15 protein-coding genes are annotated in these 21,493 nt (G+C 57.6%); 7 read left to right on the top strand and 8 right to left on the bottom strand.

Annotated features, from left to right (window positions below; translation table 11 throughout):
- Positions 1-175: 175 nt before the first annotated feature.
- Entirely contained in the window at positions 176-1,438 is a 1,263-nt protein-coding gene (locus tag WBG04_RS19890; protein ID WP_424316468.1) for a Gfo/Idh/MocA family protein, read from the top strand.
- Here the strand turns inward: WBG04_RS19890 and WBG04_RS19885 are convergent.
- Positions 1,435-2,808: an MBL fold metallo-hydrolase gene (locus WBG04_RS19885; RefSeq protein WP_424316467.1), complete on the bottom strand. Its 1,374-nt coding sequence runs from the start codon at positions 2,806-2,808 to the stop codon at positions 1,435-1,437. The two genes, WBG04_RS19890 and WBG04_RS19885, sit on opposite strands and share 4 nt — an antisense overlap.
- 157 nt (positions 2,809-2,965) lie before the next feature.
- Here WBG04_RS19885 and WBG04_RS19880 point away from each other — a divergent pair, with 157 nt between their 5' ends.
- Positions 2,966-4,285 (top strand): TAXI family TRAP transporter solute-binding subunit, encoded by a 1,320-nt coding sequence (locus tag WBG04_RS19880; RefSeq protein ID WP_424316466.1) that lies wholly within the window; start codon positions 2,966-2,968, stop codon positions 4,283-4,285.
- 229 nt (positions 4,286-4,514) lie between these two features.
- On the opposite strand, the gene WBG04_RS19875 is transcribed toward WBG04_RS19880, so the two are convergent.
- Complete coding sequence (locus WBG04_RS19875; RefSeq protein WP_424316465.1) at positions 4,515-6,305, bottom strand: arylsulfatase; 1,791 nt, start codon at positions 6,303-6,305, stop codon at positions 4,515-4,517.
- A gap of 3 nt (positions 6,306-6,308) precedes the next feature.
- Between WBG04_RS19875 and WBG04_RS19870 the strand changes: the two genes are divergently transcribed.
- Complete coding sequence (locus tag WBG04_RS19870; RefSeq protein WP_424316464.1) at positions 6,309-7,766, top strand: alpha/beta hydrolase family protein; 1,458 nt, start codon at positions 6,309-6,311, stop codon at positions 7,764-7,766.
- A gap of 552 nt (positions 7,767-8,318) precedes the next feature.
- On the opposite strand, the gene WBG04_RS19865 is transcribed toward WBG04_RS19870, so the two are convergent.
- Positions 8,319-8,513 (bottom strand): hypothetical protein, encoded by a 195-nt coding sequence (locus WBG04_RS19865; protein ID WP_424316463.1) that lies wholly within the window; start codon positions 8,511-8,513, stop codon positions 8,319-8,321.
- Positions 8,514-8,730: 217 nt separating this feature from the next.
- Between WBG04_RS19865 and WBG04_RS19860 the strand changes: the two genes are divergently transcribed.
- Both WBG04_RS19860 and WBG04_RS19855 read left to right on the top strand, forming a co-directional pair.
- Positions 8,731-9,609: a sugar phosphate isomerase/epimerase family protein gene (locus WBG04_RS19860; protein ID WP_424316462.1), complete on the top strand. Its 879-nt coding sequence runs from the start codon at positions 8,731-8,733 to the stop codon at positions 9,607-9,609.
- A 182-nt stretch (positions 9,610-9,791) separates the two neighbouring features.
- On the top strand, positions 9,792-10,460 hold the full coding sequence (locus WBG04_RS19855) for a hypothetical protein (RefSeq protein WP_424316461.1): 669 nt from the start codon (positions 9,792-9,794) through the stop codon (positions 10,458-10,460).
- Positions 10,461-10,499: 39 nt separating this feature from the next.
- Here WBG04_RS19855 and WBG04_RS19850 read toward each other — a convergent pair whose 3' ends face one another.
- Positions 10,500-10,715 (bottom strand): TIGR03643 family protein, encoded by a 216-nt coding sequence (locus tag WBG04_RS19850; RefSeq protein WP_424316460.1) that lies wholly within the window; start codon positions 10,713-10,715, stop codon positions 10,500-10,502.
- Positions 10,716-11,042: 327 nt separating this feature from the next.
- Between WBG04_RS19850 and WBG04_RS19845 the strand changes: the two genes are divergently transcribed.
- Positions 11,043-11,447 carry a translation initiation factor gene (locus WBG04_RS19845; RefSeq protein ID WP_424316459.1) on the top strand — a complete coding sequence of 135 codons (405 nt, stop codon included), beginning with the start codon at positions 11,043-11,045 and terminating at the stop codon, positions 11,445-11,447.
- Positions 11,448-11,524: 77 nt separating this feature from the next.
- Here WBG04_RS19845 and WBG04_RS19840 read toward each other — a convergent pair whose 3' ends face one another.
- Positions 11,525-12,874 carry a YiiX/YebB-like N1pC/P60 family cysteine hydrolase gene (locus WBG04_RS19840; RefSeq protein WP_424316458.1) on the bottom strand — a complete coding sequence of 450 codons (1,350 nt, stop codon included), beginning with the start codon at positions 12,872-12,874 and terminating at the stop codon, positions 11,525-11,527.
- A gap of 66 nt (positions 12,875-12,940) precedes the next feature.
- Here WBG04_RS19840 and WBG04_RS19835 point away from each other — a divergent pair, with 66 nt between their 5' ends.
- Positions 12,941-13,210 (top strand): hypothetical protein, encoded by a 270-nt coding sequence (locus WBG04_RS19835; RefSeq protein WP_424316457.1) that lies wholly within the window; start codon positions 12,941-12,943, stop codon positions 13,208-13,210.
- A gap of 137 nt (positions 13,211-13,347) precedes the next feature.
- Here WBG04_RS19835 and WBG04_RS19830 read toward each other — a convergent pair whose 3' ends face one another.
- From WBG04_RS19830 to WBG04_RS19820, 3 genes are all read right to left on the bottom strand, one after another.
- Positions 13,348-14,406, bottom strand: coding sequence for a heparinase II/III domain-containing protein (locus tag WBG04_RS19830; RefSeq protein WP_424316456.1), 1,059 nt, complete (start codon positions 14,404-14,406; stop codon positions 13,348-13,350).
- 554 nt (positions 14,407-14,960) lie between these two features.
- Positions 14,961-16,994 (bottom strand): beta strand repeat-containing protein, encoded by a 2,034-nt coding sequence (locus WBG04_RS19825; RefSeq protein ID WP_424316455.1) that lies wholly within the window; start codon positions 16,992-16,994, stop codon positions 14,961-14,963.
- A 383-nt stretch (positions 16,995-17,377) separates the two neighbouring features.
- The gene (locus WBG04_RS19820; RefSeq protein ID WP_424316454.1) at positions 17,378-21,235 is read right to left on the bottom strand and encodes an autotransporter-associated beta strand repeat-containing protein; all 3,858 of its coding nucleotides are present in this window, start codon (positions 21,233-21,235) and stop codon (positions 17,378-17,380) included.
- Between the last annotated feature and the right edge of the window lie 258 nt (positions 21,236-21,493).

The following is a 21,493-nucleotide window of genomic DNA, read 5'->3' as shown; positions in this document are numbered from 1 at the left end:
CGGTTGCGATGTCCTTGCGGGTGGGTGCTTTCTCGTCCTCTGCCTGTGTGGCCGTGAAGAGTGCGACAAATACTATGGCGAAAAGGGGATGGAGCAGCTTCATGAGAGGGTGGGAATTGACAGGAATGATCGGTGAATCAGCCTGACTGGCCACAAAAATCTTAACTCAAGAATCATGAAACCCTTTTTTCCATACTCCCGCCGTCGATTCCTTGCTACCGGTGCTGCTGCCCTTGGCGTGGCACCGATGGCCTACCTCCGTGCCCAGTCAGGTTCGCCGAATGAAGAAATTTCGATTGGTCTGATCGGTTGCGGAGGAATGGGAACGGGCAACATCAAAACCTTTCTCAATATCGAAGGGGTGAGGGTCGTGGCAGTCAGTGACGTCGACAAGAAGGCGATGTCGAAAGTGAAAAAGATCGTGGACGAGTTCTATGGGAATAAGGACTGCAAGATCTACCAGAACTACACTGACCTACTGCAGCATCCTGAGCTCGATACGATCTGCCTCGCGACACCGGATCACTGGCATGCGCGGATCGGCATCGATGCCGCCAATGCCGGCCTGGATATTTACGGCGAGAAGCCGTTTACTTGGGGGCTGAAGGAAGGTCGACAACTCATCGACGTTTTGAAGAAGAACGAGACCGTCTGGCAGACCGGTTCATGGCAACGCTCGAAGAGTAACTTCCGCCGCTTCAAAGCCCTGATCGAGAATGGCACGCTCGGGAAGATCACCCGGATGGAATGTGGCACGCCCGAAGGGAGCAATATCAGGAAGTATCCAAACCTCGCCAAGCCGCCTGCTACCTTTGACTGGGACATGTATTGCGGTCCGGCTGGTAAGCTCGAATACAATTCGCAGGTTCATCCTTGGAATTGGCGGTGGCTACACACCTTCGGCGGAGGCCAACTCCTGGACTGGGTCGGCCACCATGTGGACATCGCGATGTGGACGCTTGGACTCGATAAGACCGGCCCCGTGAAGGTCGAGGGTCTTGGAGAAAGAGGAGACAGCAAGATTTTCGACGCCTACGACAAGTATGCCTATCAGGGCACCTTTGAAGATGGCCGTGTGTTGGAAGTCCGCAGCGATTTCATGGGGACCAAATTCACCGGTGAGAATGGATGGATTCATACGAGTCGCGGGGCGCTCAAAGCCTCTGACCGCGAGATGCTTCGCAACCTTCCGGATGACTACGAAAGCAAGGTGCCCAGCCATCAGCAGGACTTCATCAACTGTGTGCGAGATCGCAAAGTTCCCCAGTCGGATGCCGAGGGCGCCCATCGCGCCGCTTCATTCGGCCAGTTGGCAATTGTTGCCATGGAGAGCGGCCAGCCTGTCAACTGGGATCCCAAGGCGGAGAAGGTCATCGGAAACGATGAGCAGGCAAACTACCCGCGCCTTGGCTCACGCATCGACGTCTGCAAGGGCTAAGTCAGCTCGTAGTCCACACCCGGCTGGGGGATGATCGCCTCGGTGCCGGGGAGCTTCGTTTTCAACTGATCAGCGAACCATTGAGCGGCTTTCGGGTCGCCATGAACAAGGAAGGCCTTCTTCGGTTTCACCTTCAGAATGTAGTCAAGCAGCGCATCCCGGGTCGCGTGTCCGGAGAAATCGAAGACTTCCATCTCGGCATTGAAAGGGACGGGCGGCTGTCGTTTGTCGAGGACGATCTTGTCCCCGGGTTTGGCGGCACGGATATGACCAGCGGGTGAATCGGGGTCGGCATAGCCGACGAAGAGCAGTGAGTTCTTCGGGTTCTCCAAGAAGCCGGCACGGGCGAAGCCGTTGGATACCGTGTTCTCGGTCATCATGCCACTGGAGAGGCAGTAGATGGAACCTGCCTGGGGGATGATCGGCGTGCGACCGCCACGACGCTTTGAACCCGCCTGCAGGTCCATGTCCTTGAGAATCCGGAAATCGTCATCGCTTCGCCGCGTCTGACCGCTGGCGAACTTGTCGTAGATCACCGTCATCTTGGTCGAGAGACCACCGATGTAGACCGGGGTCTTTTTGGGGATGAGACCGCGCTTCTTGAAACGGTGAATCATCGTCAGGACTTCCTGGGTCTTGCCCATGGCAAACACCGGGATCAGCACGGAACCACGTCGATCCAAAGTCTTGGCGATGTGTTCTGCAAAACGGAGCTCCTCAGCTTCGCGCGTGTATTCGGCAGGTCGCTCGCTGTCTCCGCGGGTGGTTTCAATGATCAGGGTGTCGACCGTTTCTTCAGGAAACGCGGCGCCCTTGATCAGGGTGGAAGGTTCGAAGTTCACATCGCCGGTGTAGAAGATGGTGTGGCCTTTCGTTTTCAGCGTCACGCCGACGGATCCCAGCACATGTCCCGCATCGTGAAAGGTGGCGCGGAAACTCCCTTCGGGGTCGAGATCGAAAGGCCTTTCAAGCGCACGTGTCTCGATAACGCGCTCGATGTCGTCGAGCTCGCGGTGGGAGAAAAGTGGGTAGTCCGTGATGCCAAGCTCGGTGCGCTTGGACTGCATCACGTTCACGGAATTGTGAAGCAGTGCGAATCCGATTTCCTTGGCAGCGGGTGAGAAGAAGACTTTCGCCTGAGGCTGATCCCGCAGCATCACCGGCATCGAGCCGATGTGATCGAGGTGGGAGTGGGTGATGATGGCGGCATCGATGGATCCTTCTTCGAGTTCATCGAAGCGGGGGACGGAATCCATCCCCTCGTGCTTCGGATGCATCCCGGCATCGAGGATGACACGCGCGTTGCCGTTATCGAGAAGGTAGGAATTGGAGCCGATTTCGGCTTGGCGGCAAAGGCTGCGGAAGAGCATGGAAAGAGAAAGATTGCGACCTTGGGGGTGAATTGGGAAATGTCGAACCTTGTTTTCCCACCCTGCACCGGGCTGAAGGGCTGCGCAATTTCGCGAACGCGGGGGGCGGCGTTGGCGGGGATTGATTCACCTGTCGGTGCTGGGATAGAAAAAGAACATGATCCGATCGCACCAATTGCGCCGACTTTTGCCGTTCCTGCTCGCGGGGCTGGTGCTCGCGCTATTCATCCTGCCGTGGCTGATGCTGGTTCAGGCTCAGCGCCAGAGCTATCAGCTGAGGATCTCGACCGGTGAAGCAGGTGGGCTTTACCAGCCACTCGCAGCGGCCATCACGGAGGTGGTCTCCAAAGATCATCCGGAACTCACCTTCGAGCAGCAGCCGAGTGAAGGAAGCTTGATGAGCATGCGTCGGCTGGAGTCCGGCGAATCCGACCTCGCACTGGTTCAGAACGGCACCCCTGCCAACGAACACGTTCGTCTCATCGCACCGCTCTACCAGGAAGTGCTGCACATTCTGGTCTCCGTCGACTCGCCGGTCACCTCGGTCCGTGAGCTGTTAGGAAAGCGTCTCGCCATCGGATCTGCGGAGAGTGGCACGCGCATGATCGTCAGCAATCTCCTCGAGCACTACACCCTTGGTCGTTCCGAGTTGGTGGAAGGCGATCTTTCCACTGCCTGCGAAAAACTGCTCGCCGGAGAAGTCGATGCGGTCTTTGCCGTGACGGGTGTCCGCGCCCGTGCCATCCGCGAACTCATGGCAGGCGGCAAGGTGCGCTTGCTTGGAATCGGTGATCCTGGCGTGCCCGGCAGCGAAGTCGAAGGCGTGAGGATTCACTATCCCCACCTGATGCCCTTCGTCATCCCTGCCGGAACCTACCGCAGCGACGATCCTGAACGTAGCGGAAGGCCGCTCGAAGCGGTGCAGACCTTGGCCTTGCCGTCCTTGCTCGTCTGTCGCAGCGAACTGCCTGAGCACAGCGTTGCGCAGATCACGCGATCAATCTTCGAGAATCGGGTCGCACTGGTGCAGCGGCACCCGGTGGCCGCTGGACTGAGGGAGCCTCATCCGGAGCAGCTTGTGGGCATCTCCTACCCCCTCCACTCCGGGGCGGACGACTTCTACCACCGCAACGAGCCGAATTTCTTCGTCGCCTACGCGGAGGTCATGGCGCTGATCCTCTCCGTCGCCATCGCGCTTCTCGCGAGCGGTGCCGCAGTTCGCAAATGGCTTCTGCTTCGCAAAAAAGACCGCATTGATCAGTACTATGTCGCGATCGAAAAAATCATCTCCCAGCTAAATAGTGAGAACTCCCTTTCTCAGTTGCAGGCCTTCGAAGAGGAACTCTCCGGGCTGCGCGCGAAGGCGGTCAAAGAGCTCGTTGATGAACGACTTCAGGCCAACGAGTCATTCCGGATCTTCCAGGTTCTGCTCGCCAATACTCAATCGGAACTGCGGCGCCGGATCGGACTTCTTTAGCGCAAACACGCGAGAGCAAGGCGACGCTCAAGACTCGTTCACGATCAGAAAAAAGAACTGCCGATCATAATCAGAGAGGCGGATGGTGACGACAACGGCGCTCGCCAAGCTTTGGGCATCGCGCCAGTCCAGCGTGGCGGGAGGAAGGGCGGGAGTCGTGCGCCATGGATCCGCGCAAGGGACAGCAGCTCGGCGCTTTGCTGCTGCTTTTGTCCTGAAGAAGTGCGATTCAATCCAGCCGAGTCACAATCGTGTAGTAAGCACCGAGTTCACCGTCGTTGATCGTGAAATACGGAGCCAATTGGTAGGACCCGGCCTTGAGCTCTTTCTCGAAGCTGACCTCCTCGGCCTGGCCCTTTACTGGCTTAGTCTCGAGATCCTTGCCATCGATGCGGAGTGTGGCGGTTCGGGCGCCAATCGCCTCTCCCTTGACAGTCCGAAACGCCCTGGTGACGCCTTCGACATTTTTGCCCGCCGGAAGCGCGGCATTGATCGCAGCCCCCGATTCCGCAGGCCAGCGTCTCAGTGAGATACGATACTTGCCATCTTCTACGACCTTGACCGCCCAGAAGCCGACATGCTTCAGCTTGCCGCCGTTTGGACGCTTCTGCCAGGCATTCGAACGGATGGAACCCTGGTGCCATGGGGGATAAACTTCTTGGATCCAATCGTGAGCGGTAAGCGTGACCACGGGGTGGTCGGGGTGGCCTAGATAGATCTCGGTGGTGCGGGAAAAGCTGGGCTCAAGCTCAGCCCACCATTTGTCGTAGAACGAACGCATGGTTTCGACCATTTCAGGCAGCTCTTTCGCGATATTCTTCTTCTGACCAGGGTCGGCATCGATATCGTAGAGTTCCTTGCCTTCGATCAACCGATATTTTTCGGACATCACGGCGGATCCACGCCACTTGACCGGATCACGAACACGCTGGGAATCGCTGATCACGAAGCGATCCGGCCATTCGACATTCTTGTTATCAGGCTTGAGGAGTTCCACAATGGAAACTCCGTCGAACTTCACCTCCTTCGGTTTTTCCACACCAGTCAATTCCAGCATGGTCGGGACGATGTCGACCATATGGGTCAGAGTATCGACATCATGTTCCTTGGTCAGTCCTCCCGCAGGCCAGTGAATGAAGAAAGGCACCCGGTGACCTCCATCATACGCACTCCCTTTTTTGCCCTTCATGCCGGCATTGAACACTTTGGCTCCCGATGCCGTGCCATTGTCGGTGGTAAAGATGAAGATGGTATCCTCCCCGATACCGAGTGACTTCACCAACTCCCGGGTCTTGCCGACGTTATCATCGATATTAGTGATCATGCCGTAGAAGGCCGCGATACTGTCACTCTGGTCCTGATACATATCGAGATACTTCTGCGGGCAATGGAGCGGCCCGTGCGGGGCATTAAGTGAAATATAGGCGAAAAACGGCTTCTTCTCTTGTGCGCACTTCGTGATAAAGGCGTTCGCCTGTTCGAAGAACACGTCCGTGCAAAACCCTTTTGCGGGAACGATCTTGCCGTTGTGAAAATAGGAGCCGTCGAAGTAAGCATTGTCCCACACGTCCGGCGTCTGGCCAATGCCGCCGCCACCGTGACGGTAGACTTCGGTGAAGCCGCGGTCTTCGGGACGGTAGGGGAAGTTGTCACCCAGGTGCCACTTGCCGAACATGCTGGTTTCATAGCCACCATCCTTGAACATCTGCGCAATCGTGACTTCGTCTTCACGCAGCATCGAACGCCCCATGATGGTGTGCCACACGCCGGTGCGATTCGTCCAATGACCCGTGAGAAGCGAACAACGCGTCGGCGAGCAGGTCGGCCCAACGTGGTAGTCGCTGAGACCCGTCGACTCCGAAGCGAGCTTGTCGATTTCCGGGGTCTTGATGATCGGGTTTCCGGTGTATCCCAGGTCGCCGTAGCCTTGGTCGTCGGTGATGACGAAGACAATGTTCGGCGCGGCCGCACTGAGCAAACCGGAGGCAAAAATTAGCAGTGATAGGAATTTGATGATCATCGGTTGAAATACGCTTACGGCACGCCTATGAAAGGGCTTTCGAAAAATTTAACCAGACGTTTTTATGCGGGACGATTCTTCAATCAGGGGACCAGCGGGCTCGGGCCTTCGGTTCTGAGTAGTGGGTCAGTTACTGGGAAGGAGATAGCGGGTCGGGTCGTATGTTTTCCAGATCTAAGGCCACCAAAATTCTGTTGCGGAAGTGGCAACATCTGGTGTGGTGACTCTTTCGCCATAAGCAACAGCCCTCACTGCATGAAAAATCCAATCCTTCGTCGCGCCTTCATCATTCTAACGATAGCCACGGCAGCGTTGACCACCGCCTATGCAAAGACGATCAGATCTTGGGATCTTGATCGTTTGTATCAGGCTCCGAAATGGGAGAAAACCGACTTGGCGCCGAAGGACGGTGTTACCGCGATTCTCTTTGATTCGATCCCATTCAAGGGAAACCGGGTGCAGGTATTCGGCTATTACGGGGTTCCCGAAGGCACCATGCCAAAAGGCGGCTGGCCGGCTGTCGTGTGCATCCATGGCGGCGGCGGATCCGCCTTTGAAAACTGGGTGAAAAAATGGAACCAGAATGGCTTTGCTGCGATTTCTTTTGATCAGGAGGGGCACATCCCAGTCAAAAAAGATCAAGGTAACAAGAAGAGCCGAGCCCGAAAGCCGACTCCGAATCCGGGTCCCCGTCGGATTGGCGGCTTTGATGATTACCAAGAGCCCATGGAGGACCAGTGGTATCATCATGCCGTGGCGCAGACGATTCTAGCCCACTCGTTGATTTCCTCGTTCCCGGAAATCAATCCGGCCAAGACCGGATTTGTCGGTCTGAGCTGGGGAGGGACTCTGGCTTCAACCGTCATGGGTGTAGATGATCGCTATCAATTCGGGATTGCCTGCTATGGGTCCGGATTCATGCCACAGAACAAGCACCCGAAGGATAAGCATCGATACATCCGAGAGCATTTCGACGGCTCGCTCTTCTTCCAGAACGTGACGTATCCGACCATGTGGGTGAATAGCACCAACGACTTCTACACTCAGATGCCCGCCACGCAGCAGTCCTACCGTGCAGTGAACGGACCGGTGACGATTCGATTTCAGCACAAGATGCCACATGGCCATGGTCCGATCATCGGGAACCGTGAGGTCTACGTGTTCGCCAAAAGTATCGTAGGTAAAGGTGCACCTTTGTTAGAACTGGGGGCACTGACACTTGAGAATTCAACTGCCAGCGTTAAATGCGGCCCTGCGACGAAGATCAAGAGCGCCCAACTGCTCTACACTCTTGATGCCGCTGGGCCATGGTCCAAGAAGGAATGGGTGAAAGCTGATGCCATCGTTTCCGGATCGACCGTATCCGCAGACATTCCTGAGGGAGCTTTCGCGATCTGCTTCAATGTGACTGATCAGAGTGGCTTAATGGTCAGCTCTGAGTTTGTTCAGCTTGGAGAATAGCTTCAGGCCTGCCTTCTTTACAAGAGCGACCGAATCTTAGGAACTGGCGGAGAGCGAGTGGCTGGCCACGTATGCGGTGTATTATGGGGATGTCAGGCTCACGTCCATGAAGCCTTTGCTCGGAAGCGCGAAAGTGGCCTTCTACTGTGGCTGAACCCACCTGGCGGGCATTGCCTGCTCCAGCGGGAAGATCGGCGAGCGTATCGGCGGCTTGGACGATCCAAGAGGTGCTCGCACTCATATTTCGGAAGCGATGCACTAGATGCCGAAAACGTCCGGGTGTTGGTGGCGAAGACAATATAGCCCGTTGGCCGAGATTTTCGGCTCGATACAAGCTTGGTCCGCACCCGCGGTGATCAAACGGGTGATGCCGCTGCTACGATCACGCTAGTAGATGTGCTCGGTGTTTCTCGAAACCCCGGTAGAGCCGTGGTTGGTGGTTTCCTAAGCGACATAGCGTCTATTATCGCTGATGACCGCATTGGCGACTCCAATGAATTGACCGGTATTTCCGAGAAGATAGGTCAAATTGCTGGTGGAGAGCCTTCGCATCTAGGTCTCACCGGGTGAGATGCCTGGGGTGGCTCCGGAACTTGGTGGGCCGGTGACGAAAACCATGTGGGTGCCATCGGACAATACGTCGTTTACTCTGCTGAAGCTTCGATGAGCGTTGTTATTCGTGTTGATAGGCAGCAGGCGGACATCGGCCTGGGAGTCGGAGGGGAAGAGTCGGGCAAAAATTGGCATCAGGATCAGAGGGCGGAGAATTTTGAAACTGCCTATCTCTATCAATGGCCGCCCGGAGTAGGCAAAAATTTTTAAGAGCAAGGTGTGGGAGTATCCCATCTCGCAAAAGTTTCTCGTTATTGAAGGACTGGATTGGGTCGCCGGGTATAGCTGACGGAAATATTTGAGTTTCAGCTCAACATTTCATACGGATCGTGTCACCGATCCGGAGAAACCCATGATTCGTCGAACCTTTATTCGCGCCACCGGCGCCACCGCTGTTGCCTTTGGTCCGTCATCCAGTTTGCTCGCCCTGGAGGCTGATAATGCCTACCGCAGGAACATTGGCATTCAGCTTTACACCTTGCGTGACGCCATCGCAAAGGATCCCGTCGCGACCCTGAAAAAGGTGGCGGCCGATGGTTACAAGCAGGTCGAACTCTACGGCTTTCCTGATTCTGATGTAATGATTTCAGCAGCCAAGGATGCGGGTCTGGCGATGCACTCCTCGCACTTCGAGTGGGATGCGGTGGTGAACCCCAAAGATGCTGTAATGTCGGATTTCGCGAAGATCTTGGAAAAGGCCGAAAACCTTGGTTTGAGCCATTTGGTAATTCCCTACCTTCAGGATGGAAATCGAAAGACTCTTGATGACTACAAGCAGGTCGCGGCCCATTCGAATCAGGCCGCAGCGATGGCCAAGGAGGCGGGGATTCAACTTTCGTATCATAATCACAGCTTCGAGTTTGAACCAAAGGAGGGCGGCAAATGTGGTTATGATATTTTGAGGGAGGAGTTCTCGCCGGAGATGAAGTTTGAGATCGATGTGTTCTGGGTCAAGGTCGCCGGTCTGGATCCGGCAGTGCTGATCAACAAGATGACCGGACGGGTGACCCAGCTTCACCTGAAGGACTTGAAGGAAGGGATCAAGGTTCCCATTTATTCAAGCGTGCCGAACGACGCCTTCCAGGAGTTGGGAAACGGGATCATCGACATCGAGCCGATCATTGTCGCGGCCAAGGCGGCGGGCGTGGAGTATTGTCATGTCGAGCAGGATCAATCGCCCGATCCGCTTGCGAGTATTCAGGAGAGTATTCAGTTTCTCAACAAACTTTAGAAGGGAGGCCTTGGTCGCCATGGTCATTGTTCTCCAATAGGTGAGCCAATGGACTAGCTGCTGCCGCAGAATGATCCCTTATCTCGGCTGGCCTAATTCGGCTTAGGCCGTTTGAATGCGGTATGTTGATCAGATCCGCTAGCCTCTCCATCATCGGACTAGTTGCAGCTGGATGCGCGACCATGCCGGCTGAGGTGCCTTCGGGATTCAACTCCAAGGTGCTCGCGGCGGTGCAGATGATGCCCCGTGGGGGTGGCTATGACGGCAGCGATGCCACCAAGAACCTGCTGCAGGGTGCCTGCGATATGACGGGTAGTGAATTCCAATTGGATGCCGAGCGCGCCAAACCGAGTTTTTGCTCGGGGGCGACCTACCTCGTGCTGCTCGAGGCCTTGGGGCGTGGATCGGAGGCACTGCTTCCCAAGCTCGATCAACAGGATGGGGACGGGGTCTTTGGTCGTTGGAATTCGAACGGACCCGGCTCGGCGAAACTGGTGGCGGACTTGGGTGCAGGCCGGAACTTCACTTCTTGGGACGAGGCGGAGCCGGGGGACTTTCTTAAGATTTGGTGGACGGACCAGATCGGTGGCCGCGAACGCGGACATCTGGTCGTTTATCTCGGGCACGATGGAGAGCACGTGCGTTTTTGGTCGAGCAATCAGCCCGGTGGTTATGGCACGAAGTCGGTGCCGCGCCGTGATTGTGAACGAGTGCTTTTCACTCGCGTTACCCAGCCGGAAAAATTCGCCAACGCGAATCAATTGCCCGCTGTGGACCCTTGGCTTGCCAGGATGCTGCGGGAGGATTTCACCTGGGGCGAGGTGGCATCCAAGTGCCGGGTGGGCGAGTAAGTGAGTAGAGGCGACAGTCCTTGGCTGCGAATCATGGTTTCAACGTCCCATCCGGGCTTTCATCAGCTTGCGGTGTTTGGTGACCCGTCCGCTCACCCGCTTGCGCCACAATCTGAAGCTTGGTGGTTTGAGATTTCGGCGCATCACTTTGATTACCTCGGCTTCGGCGAGGCCGGTCCGCTTCTCGATTTCTTCAAAGCTTGTCCGGTCTTCCCAGGCCATGCGGATAATTTGATCAGTAAGCGCCGGGTCCATTCCATCACCTAAGCACGGTTTTGACCTTTGCAAGAAGGGGGGTGCCCCGAGAAGTGTCGGCGATGAAGGCTCGAGATAGTTCCAAAAAAAAGCGCTTGAGGTGAGGGTTGGCACGTGGGCTGCATTACTTCGCTCCGTCGCGACAAATAAGGCGGTCCGACTGAGCCACCCCGAGGTTAATGGGTTTTCCTTTGGGTCATCAGTCGGGCCGCTCTTTTTTAGTTTCGATGCCTTTTATTGCGGGCGCCGTAGGGAAAAGTGGTTTCCGAGGCTTGCTCCAATCTATTCTAGGCATTCGGGCCGGATGCTCTCAGGCTGAGGGCCTCAATGAGCCGAAAGAAGAGCAAGACCAAGCGTTCCGTTGACGGGCTGCAGGCACTCAACGCTTTTGGGATCCTCGATGCTCTTGGCAAGTTGCCTGATGAGCCGGTGGACTCGATTCCCGGTGTCGTAGCGAAAACCGCCAAGCGCGGTCAGAAGAATCCCCAGCGGGGGCGTGTCGACATCGTTCGCCAGACCGCCCACCGTGGAGGGAAGGCCGTGACAATTGTGAAAAATTTCACCGGGATCGGACTTCCTGAGAAGCAGGAACTCGCGAAGAAGATGCGGAAAGCCTGTGGTGTCGGAGGCACGGTGAAAGATGGCTGCATTGAGATTCAAGGCGACAAGCGGGAGGAGGTGAAGCGCATTCTAACAGATGCGGGATTCAATCCGGTATTCTCGGGAAGGTAAGGGGGGGCTTCACCAAAAGCGAGTTGGGTTAGGGAGCCGGTGGGATCCGCAGAGTCTCTGCGGAGTCCTCGGTGGCATCAGTCTTTTCCGCCGCTCGCCATTAACTCGGTGACCCGGGTCTTGCCTTCCATTCCGGTCAGGATACGGGCGCGATGTCCCAGACTGTTAGACGATTCTTCGGCATAGAGAATGAGCTCAAAGGCTCCGGGGTTCTTGTGCAGCCAGTAGTTCACGATGTCATCGGCACTGAGGGTGACATGGCCGCCGCGTCGGGTCAGTGTGAAGTTGATATCGTCCAGTCCGTTGATGGCTCGATAAATCACCTCCGTACAGACTTGCTTGCTCGAGTCCGCAAAGTCAAAGCGGAAGTCGTAGTCCTGGCCGAGATAGGAAAAGGTCCGGCTGACTTGTTTGGCTCGTTCGGTCGCTCCGATCGTCGGTCGCAGGACCAGCAGACGGTTGATATGCGTGTCCATGATGTATTCCAGATTGCTCAATTTGACGCCCTCAGCTACTGCCTCGATCAGGTTTGCCGGGCGTCCGCCGACCGTCGTCGATTTTTCCAGGTCCTTGCGGATTTTCTGCCCCTCTGCCCGTCCGCCGACGAGAATGATTTTGTCCGGCGAAAGGCCGGCAGCATGGCGTTGTGCGACGGTGCCGATGAAGGTGATGCCGTGCTTGAAAGCGCCGGGAATGAATACGTCGCTGGCATAGCCCGCAGTGAAGGTCAGCAGAATGTCGCCGGGTTGTAGTTGGGAAACGACTTCCTGCTTTTGTGATTCGCTGAAGGATACGAGGTGTGCGTTGGGTTTCTTCAGGCGGCTGACGTGGAAGAAAATCTCGGTCTGTGCGAGATACTCAGCATCGTCCATTTTGTCTGTAGCCTTGACCTTGGCGATGGTGGCTCCTCGTTTGAAGACTGGCTCGAGGCTTTCGACTTGTCGGTCGTAGGTATTTCGGGGAATGCCAGATCGCGGGTAGGCCTGGTTGAGCTTGTCGATGGCAATCTTGTCGTCGGCGAATGTCTTGACGAGAAAGTGGGATTGCTCAAGGGCCAGGCGGTTCGCGCGGGTGCTCATCGGATGAGCCTTTGACACTTTCCCGTAGCGCTCCACGATCTCGTTCAATTGGTGGTGCGCGGTGTGGAATCTGAAATACAACAATTCAGTACGATCACTTTCCTGAGCTGAAAAATATCCGAGTGTCTTCCAGTTTCCCGTCGAACGAAGTGCCAGAAATTCCCGACGAAGTTCGACGTTGTGGGACTCGATGTTTTCCAGCACTTGCCTGTCGCTAGCTGCTGCCGCGATCAACTCCTCAGGGGTGAGCGCCGGTCGCGAGGAGTGGCATGAACAGTGGAGAAAGGTGGCCGAGGCGAGGACGAGAACTCGAATGCAAAAAAGGAAGAAGAGGGCGGGATTTAGCATTGGTTGGAGTTTGAAGGGTCCACTTCCTGGTGTCGAGCATGCAAGTCGTCCCGGTTTGGTAAATCAGTGGTTGCCAAAGGAGCACTTTCCCAACCAATTGTCATCGAGATCAGCGGCGACGCCATCGCGGATGTCGACGACGAGCTTTTCGCCGGTATTCTTGCGGCGGACGATCCCAACTGGAGTTTTACGTTCGACAACTTTCCGCCGACTCCCGAGCACTTTCATCCGATTCCTGGATCGGACCAAGCACCGCTGGATAGCATGTTCGTCATCGCCTTTTACGACAATCCCGTCCTCGGCAGCGGCAATGTGGATCGACTGCTCCGTGCCTGATTGCTGCGCCGGGTGAACGGTTAACTACAAAGTGTTCTTCGACAACCTGACTTTTAATTCAATTTTGCTGTCGACGGCGGCCATGGGAGGAACTCTTAATTCGAGGCGTTTTAGCCCCTCGATTTGCCGGTCCAGTTTCAGTGGGGGGGGTCCAACGGAACCACCGCAATCTCCACTTCCGGATGCGAAAGGCTTTCGACGCGCAGAACCTTCCCGCCTTGACGGAGTAGCGCCCCGCCTGAGCTGAGTTCGACTTCAGCTGTGGTCATTACTTGCCAGGTAATCCTTTCTGTCGATTCAGTCAGTTCGACAATGTCGTGAACCAATAGGGAAGCGGGTCCGTCCTTGATGAAGCGCCGTGTGACCTGCGCCGCATTTTCTCCGTAGACCTCAGTTAGATCAAAGGTGGCCTCGGGGACTTCGCCTTCCTTGAAATCGATCAAGGGTGCGAAGCCATCTACGCGATGGAACTCGTTGTTTAGCGTCAGGCCACTATGTCCAAAGTTGTTTTTGGTCAGCAAGGTCCAGCGCTCGCTATCCTGTTTCCTTCCCCATAGCTTAAAGCCGGTCTTTTCCAATTCATGATAACCCTGCATCCCAGGATCGATCACCCAACGAATGCCATCCATCTCAAAAACGAATGAGCCTGCATCCATGTTTCCATGACTGATCGCCGCTTTACCACCTTTGCCGCCGAAGTAGTATTGGTGCGGATCGTCTTCACCACCGGTGAAAATGACGATCGGATTGCTGCCATCACCCTTCCACGCCGACGGAATCCTTGAGTTGGTTTTCTCCTCGAATTGGGAAAGCCATGCCATGGCGGCCCCGTCGAGACCTGAGAGCCTACCGACCCTCTCGGGCGAAAGCATGAAGCGCTCTTTTTCGAAAAAGGTTCTATTGCCCGACTTCGCCGCAAACCAAGCCAGCAAGACGTCACCGCCCTCGCCGCCATACTCCCGGCAATCGGCGAAGTTATAGTACATTCCGGACGGGGCGGTGGTGAGCGATCGGAAGACGGCGCTTTCCATGAAGCCGGGAGAGGCAGAGATCCCGAAATCAGACTCTAACGCACTTTCGAGCATGGCGATCGTAACGATGGTAAAGCCGCTACCGTAGGCCCAGTATCCCGGACCCTCCGGATAGAGGCCGTCCGGTGCATAATGCGCCAGAGGGTCAGGGGTCAGTCCTTTCATTTTGCATTTGACGGGTTAGCTACGTCGAAAATAGCAAATAATGTGCCGGGCAAACAGTGAGGCAAATAATGCTGAAAGCCGGAAGGAGGCCTTAAAACCAGGGGATTCTAGAAGATCGATGGAGGTCCTGGTAGGGCGGATTCGGTGCGGAGGGTCGGATTGCTGACGAGTAGACGGTCCTGGAGTTGAGGACCCTTTCTACGGCCTTTCTGTCTTCCGGCAGGAATGAGCTCTCTCCACCCACGGTTTTGATTCTTCTCCAGCCTCAGAATGTGAGTCCCGGGCATGGGCGATAGTTGGGGTGACGGATGGCGGTTACCTAGGGTAGACTCCTCGTTGCCTCTCCGTCCCCAATCAGGCTTGTGTCCATCTCCGCGGCTTCTGAACTTTGGTCTTGTGCCAGCCACAATCTGTTCTTCCGCCGTTTCTAACAAATGCGTGAGCTGTAGGGCAGACCCAAGGCTTGATTGCACCCCATCGAGCGGATCGCCTCTGGTTAGAGGCTTGCCTGACTCCGCTCTATTGAAAGCGTAAATCCGCCGGAAGCAAGGCAATCAACACCGGCGGCGGCGTAGCAGACCGGCGCCGAGCAACAACCCGGCCAGCGCGCTGGTCGGCTCTGGGATGACCGTGAAATCCAGATTATTGCCGGTGATGGTGAAATTACCAGTGAGACCCGGAGTGAGATTCTTATAGGTGAAATCACTGGCAATCCAATCGAGGAGGCCGTTACTACCAGCCGCAACCAGCGTGTAAGTGTTGTTAAAAACGCCGGTGTTGCCGAAATCCCATTCGAAGATCGTGCCCGTGCCCTTGGTCATGGCACCACTGAGAACGAGCTTGTCGCTGACATCGCCGCTGCTCAGATCGAATACCATCTGGGAGAAGGCGCTACCGGTTGCACCATTCCACTCCAGAGTGCTGCCGTGGAGAGTGCCGACATTGTTGGCAGTCCCGTCGCCGGGCGACAAGATGCCCCCGGTGCCACTGCCTCCATTGAGGGTGATGGCTGAGACTTTGCCGGTAGTGACTCCACCATCGGTGGTTTTTCCGGAAAGGGTGGCCCCATCGCTGACGGTGACGCCGCTGCTGGTGGAGATGGTGCCACTGACGACGAGCGTGCCGGCCGTGATGGTGGTGGCACCTTCGTAGTCGTTCGATGTATTGGCGATTTCAAGGGTACCGGCGCCGGTCTTCTCCAAGCCGCTCGAGCCGCCTCCCCTGAGCCGGCCGCTGAAACTTGCATCAATGGCGGCGGAGCCGTTATCAACTTGTACGGTCCGGTCGGTTCCCGCGAATGACATCTCCTGCTGCCATACCAGTGTGGCGTCTGAGGTTGAGTGGCTGAGGATCAGCGTCCGTCCGGCACCAATGAAATTCTCGTCGCTCCAGCTGATCGATGATGTGCTGAACTTGACCGCGCGGTCCGCTCCGAAGGCGGCAAAACCGCCGCTGCCGGTCCATTGCACCTGATTCGCCCCTGAGCCGCTAGTACGGGTGGTGAGGTCACCTTCGCCCAAGCCGAGGATTCCGCCTCCGGAAAGGCTTACGTTGCCGTTCTGCAGCGCGCCGGTGGTATCGATCCGCAAAACGCCCCCGCCAACAACGACGCTGGCGTCATAGTCGTTTGTGGCGTTGGTGAGCGAGAGCACGCCGCTGCCTGTCTTGTTGAACGTTCCTGAGCTCGTTAGTCGGCCGCTGATTTCGGCGTCGATGGCGGCGGACCCATCATCAACCTGAAGGTCGCGGGAACCGCCGGCAAAGGAAAGGGTGGAAGCCCAGATGAGCGTGGCGTCCGAATCCGCGGCACCGAGAATCAGAGTCTTACCTGCCAAGGTGGTAGATCCCCAGCTTAGGGCTCCGACATTGACGGTGCGATCCGCGCCATAGGCGGCGAAGCCACCACCGGATCCCGCCCACTGGAACTGGTTGGCTCCAACACCATCGGAACGGGTGAAATCGCCCGCGCCAAGGCCCAGCACTCCGCCACTGAGCACCAGGTTTCCGCTGGGCAGGGCGGCGCTATTGCCGAGGACGAGGGTGCCGCCGCTGATGATGGTGGCGCCGCTGTAGGTGTTGGCCCCGGAGAGGACCAAGGTGCCGGTTCCCGATTTCGTGAAGCTCGTGCCGGCACCGTCCACCACCGAGGCGATCGTGTTGGTGGTGTTGTTGACCGTTACGGTCGCATCGGCCCGGAAGTTGATGGTGCCGCCGGTTATCAAGATGGCCCCCGAAGCTGAACCGAAGTTGGTGTCGCCCATGGTCACCGTACCACTCACGGTCACGGTGCCAGCGCCGAGCCCGTTTGCGGTGGTTCCGTAGTTGAAGATATCGTTGTTGCCGGTGACCTGCGAACTTGAGCCTGACTTCGTGCCGTCAATGCTCGTGGTCCACTTGCCGTTGCCGGAGGTGCTGTTTTGCGCCCAGGTGCCGGCTGCATTTCCAAAGCCGGCGGCGGAGGTGGGGTTGGTAATGTCCCAGTAGAAGGTAGCCGCAAATGCCGGAGGCGCGGCGAGGCCGCCGAGGGCCAAGATGGTGGCAAAGGTGGAAACGGAGGATCGGAGTAGGGCAGATTTGCGGGTTATCACGGGCTTTTAAGAGGTCTTTTTGGATGGCAAACGAAAACAATGCTTTGCAGCAGCCCTCTTCACCTAATCACACGCTAGGATTTCGAGGACTATTCGTCTATCCCATGACCGGGTGAAACCGACTCACCCTTTCGGGTGGGGTAGTCGCTTCAACAACGGCGAAACCGATCACGCCTTCGTGAATGAGAGAACCCCTGAGTGGGAATGACAGCCTGAACAGGTCCGTGCCCATGAAAGGGGTCCGCCCATGAACCATGCGGGGTGGCCCGGAATGACGTGGCTCTAGGACGTCTTTGAAAATAAATCAAAGACGGAGAGTCGATCGAAGTACGGCAGATATCGTAAAAGGGGGCGACCCTTCCCGTGTTTGCGGGGCCCTGCCATCAGGGTGTGATCATGAGGCGGGCGAATCGATTCACATCAGCACCGAGGGGAAGAGTCAGCGTCACGGTATCGAAGCCGCTCGGTGTATTTTCGATGATCGACACCCCGGCCGCCGAGTCCGCGGTGCTGGTTCCGACGATGTACGAGTTGGGCCAGGCGGACAGGGTGGTTCCCGTCTGAATGACAAGGGCAGTAGAACCGTCGATCGAAGCCTGATCACGCTTGAAGGTGAAGAGCATGTTTTCACCACTGAGAGAAACGGCCGGAAGCTTGGCGAGATCGTGGGTGTCGATGCGACCACCGAGGACATATTCCACGCCGTTGGTGACGCCATCGCGATCCTCGTCCGCATTCGGATCATCGCCGGTATTCGGTGCGTGGGTGGCTTCCCATGCCGCATAGCCGCCGGGCACTTGAATCAGGTAGCCATTGGCGTCCAGCGCGAGGGGGGGCGTGGCACCATTGATCGAAATGAGGGCAAGTTGGGATGAAGTCAGGCCGTTGACGTTGTTACCGAAGCGCAGCGAGGAGCCGGAGACGAAAGCACCGGTGAGGTTGAGGCCGCCGGTCCAGACGAACTCGCTGCTATCGGCGAAGGATAAGGCCGCACCTGCACCCAGATTGATGGTGGCGGTGCTGGTGATGTCGAGGGTTCCGACGGTGTCGGTGAACGATGCGGCGTCAAGCGTGGCACTGCCGATGGAGATCCCGCTGGCGTCCGGCAGCGTGTCGCTCGCTCCCAAGGCCAGCGTGCCTCCGGTGACGGTCGTGGGACCGCTGAAGGTGTTGGCGAGGGTCAGCACCGTGGTGCCGCCGCCCACTTGGGCGAACCCTCCGTCTCCGCTGATGACGGCGTTGAGGGAATTGGTTCCCTGAGTAAGGGTATCGCTCCGATTGGTCGCAAGGATGGCTCCGGTTTCCACGATGATGTTCGGGGAATTCTGCGAAACTCCGCCAGTAGTGCCGCCATCGCCAATCATCAGTGTTCCGGCACTGACAATGGTATCGCCCCAGTGGGTGTTCTGGGCGGTGAAGGCGAGTGTGCCGACTCCGGTTTTGTTGAAGACGTTTGACGTTCCGCTGCTGCCGCCGGCGATGACTCCACTCATTTTGGCGTCGATGGCGGCTGAGCCATCATCGACCTGAATGGCGCGTTCGCTACCCGCCAGCGAAATCCTTTGCTGCCAATCAAGCGTGGCGTCCGCGGTCTCGTGACCAAGGAGGAGCGCCCTGGCGGGACCAATGAAATGGGTGGCGCTCCAGTTGATGGACGAGGCGCTGAATTTCACCGTGCGCTCCGTCCCGAAAGCAGCGAAACCGCCCTCGCCGGTCCACTGGAGTTCGCCGCTGCCGGTGCCGAGAACGCGGTCGTCGAAGTTGCCGGCACCAAGGCCGAGGATGCCACCACCGGTGAGTTCCAGGTTGCCACTTGGCAGTGCGTTGGTGTTTTGGAGGAGCAGCACGCCGCCATCCAGGGTGGTGCTGCCATTGTAGGTGTTTGCTTTGGCAAGCGAGAGCACGCCGCTGCCGGTCTTCTCCAAGCCGCTTGAATTGCCACCGGAAAGCACCCCGCTGAGAATGGCATCCACGGCCGCCTGGCCGTCCTCCACCCTGATGGTCCGCTGGGTCCCAGCGAAACTGATGCCGTTTTCGAAATCAAGGGTATGGGTGGCAGATGAATGGCCGAGAATCAGCACGTTGCCTCCGCCAATGATCGCCGACGACCATGATACCGCACCGGCGCCGTTGTTGAGCCTCACTTGACGATCATCGCCAAAGGCGGCGAAGCCACCGCTGCCGCTGGTCCAGTTCAGTTCACCGTCGCCGTTGCCCAGTGCGCGTGAGAAGTCGGCGCTAGCGAGGCCAACAACGCCCCCCTTGAAAATGAGGGCGCTCTCACCGGGGCCGGAGGCGTTGTCGATACCACCGGGCAGGCCGTTTGCGGCATCGAGGCGCAACAGTCCGTCTTCCAGAACGGTCGGGCCGGTGTAGCTGTTCGCGGTGCTGAAAACCACCGCGCCGGCACCGGCCTTGGTCAAGGCGCCGGAACCGCTGATCCCCCCGGAGAAGCTGAGATTGCGCGATGCCGATTGGGTGATATCGAGCGCGCCGTTTAGTAAGAGCGGCACGGAGATGAGGTCATTGGTGCCGGTCGTTTTGCTCAGGTTCGCGGGATTGCCGAGGTTGTCGAAAATCAACGAGCCACCGCTGGACGCAAGGGTGAAACCATGACTGCTGTTGGCATCGCCCAGGAAGAGGGTGCCGAGCGTGGTGGGGCTGGCAAGCTGGATGATCTGATCGCCGATAAGGTTGTTGTTGATTCTCAGGGTTTCTCCGGCGGCATTCGGGATGGTGTTGGGAGCCCAATTCCCCGCGTTGTTCCACTGCTGTATTCCTGCGGCGACAGGTAGCCAAGTGAAGCCTCCGGGGACGATTCCGGTGATGGTGACCTTGTACTGTCCGAGGCTGGAGTAGTCCGAGTATCCGGTCGTGGCGGGATCGCCGTTGCCGATGCCGTCCACTGAAATGAAAGCGGTGCCGGCTGCCACCGTGCGGGTGAGCGTGACCGGTTGCGTGCCCGAACTGGTGTCAGCGGAAGTGGCGGTCTGCAGGAGGCTGCCAGCGGCATCGAAGAGCTTCACCTCGATGCGGAGGTTCGGGCCGCTGGGCGCGGGCTCGGCGTTGATGACCAGCGCGCCGCCAGCCGCTTCGATGCGGAAGAAATCCACGTCGCTGCTTCTTTGGATGACACCGCCGACGGAAACGGTATCGCTATCGGCGGAAAGCTCGGTGGCGCTGGAATTGCTATCGCCGTGGTCGTCGGCGCGATAGACCGCGCCTTGCGTAAGCATGACGGCGAGGTCGTCCTGGACGTTGTTGGCGTCGGTGTATTCCCCCCGGCTCCATTGGCTGATGTTTCTGCTGAAGCTGGCACCCATGATGGGTGCCCAGTTTCCCTGACCATTGTAGTAGGAGGGACCATCCGTAACGCCGTCGTGATACAGACCGAGCGTGTGGCCGGCTTCGTGGCTGGCTGCCTCTGCGATGTTTTTTTCTGAAATACCGGCCCCCGGAGCCTTGGGAAAGACCCAGCAAGGGGTGTCGGTGTTGCTGTCGAACGAGCCCACAAACGCCACGCCGCCGGCGCTACGGCCATACCAGTCGCTGCTGCTGCCGCCGATGACGACTCGGATCCCGTAAGCCGCGTCACTGGAATTGGCTTTCCTAAGAGCCTCGATCCCCGGGTCTTCGGTCGTGACGTCGATTTCATACATGGAATAGTCTTCGGCGACGCGCTGCCAGATACCGATGATGCGGTTGCGTTCGGTGGTGTTGAACGTGGAAGCATTGCCATCGAGGTCGAAGGGCGGGGATTCTGCTCCAGCCTTCCACTTGCCTGAAGCATCGGCGTGGCCGTCGAAATCGAGATAGATGACCCGGTTCGCGCCTGGGCGGCTGTGGAGCAGAAAGGCCTCGGCGGTGTCGAAGGGCGGTGGATCGGTCGCACCGATACTCTCTGCCATCTCTTCTCCTTCGGCGGAAGTGTCCGCTTGGTCGCAGTCCGTGCAATTGAGTTCGCAGGCGTAGAAGAGCTCTCCCTCGGGATTGACCCAGAGTGTCTGATCCGCGCGAAAAAGCTCGCGGAGCCGCTGGGGGGATTTACCGTGAAAGGCGGCGACTTCCGGCAGCCGGTTCGCCAGAGCCGCGATGGCGGCCTCACCCCGCGCCTCGTCCGGAAGCCTGATGCCGGCGGGGAACTCTCGGTCGACTGTTTCCTTCCCGGAAGCGGAATGGCTGGCAGCGAGGAAGGCAACGATGACCGTGACGCTGCAAGTGGCTGCGGTGATAAAATTCATGGGTTTGATTGATCGGAATCCTGGGATGTCCGACTCACTTGCCAGGAACCGCGCCGGTGGAGGCGGGTCACTCGAAAATGATGGGCCCGATTGGGATCGGCTAGTGATTCTCAACAAGATACCTTTCCGAGCGTGCTGTTCTATCGCTCGGACTGACTCCCGGGGCAAATGCGAACTATCGCAGACCGAGCCCTTTCTGAAGCGACATACCGCCCGAAGACCCGCATGGATGTCGGGAATCGGGTTGCTGCTGCCAAA

This window comes from Haloferula sp., from assembly GCF_049672945.1.
Lineage (GTDB): Bacteria > Verrucomicrobiota > Verrucomicrobiia > Verrucomicrobiales > Akkermansiaceae > Haloferula.
This window is presented reverse-complemented; position numbering and strand designations above follow the sequence as displayed.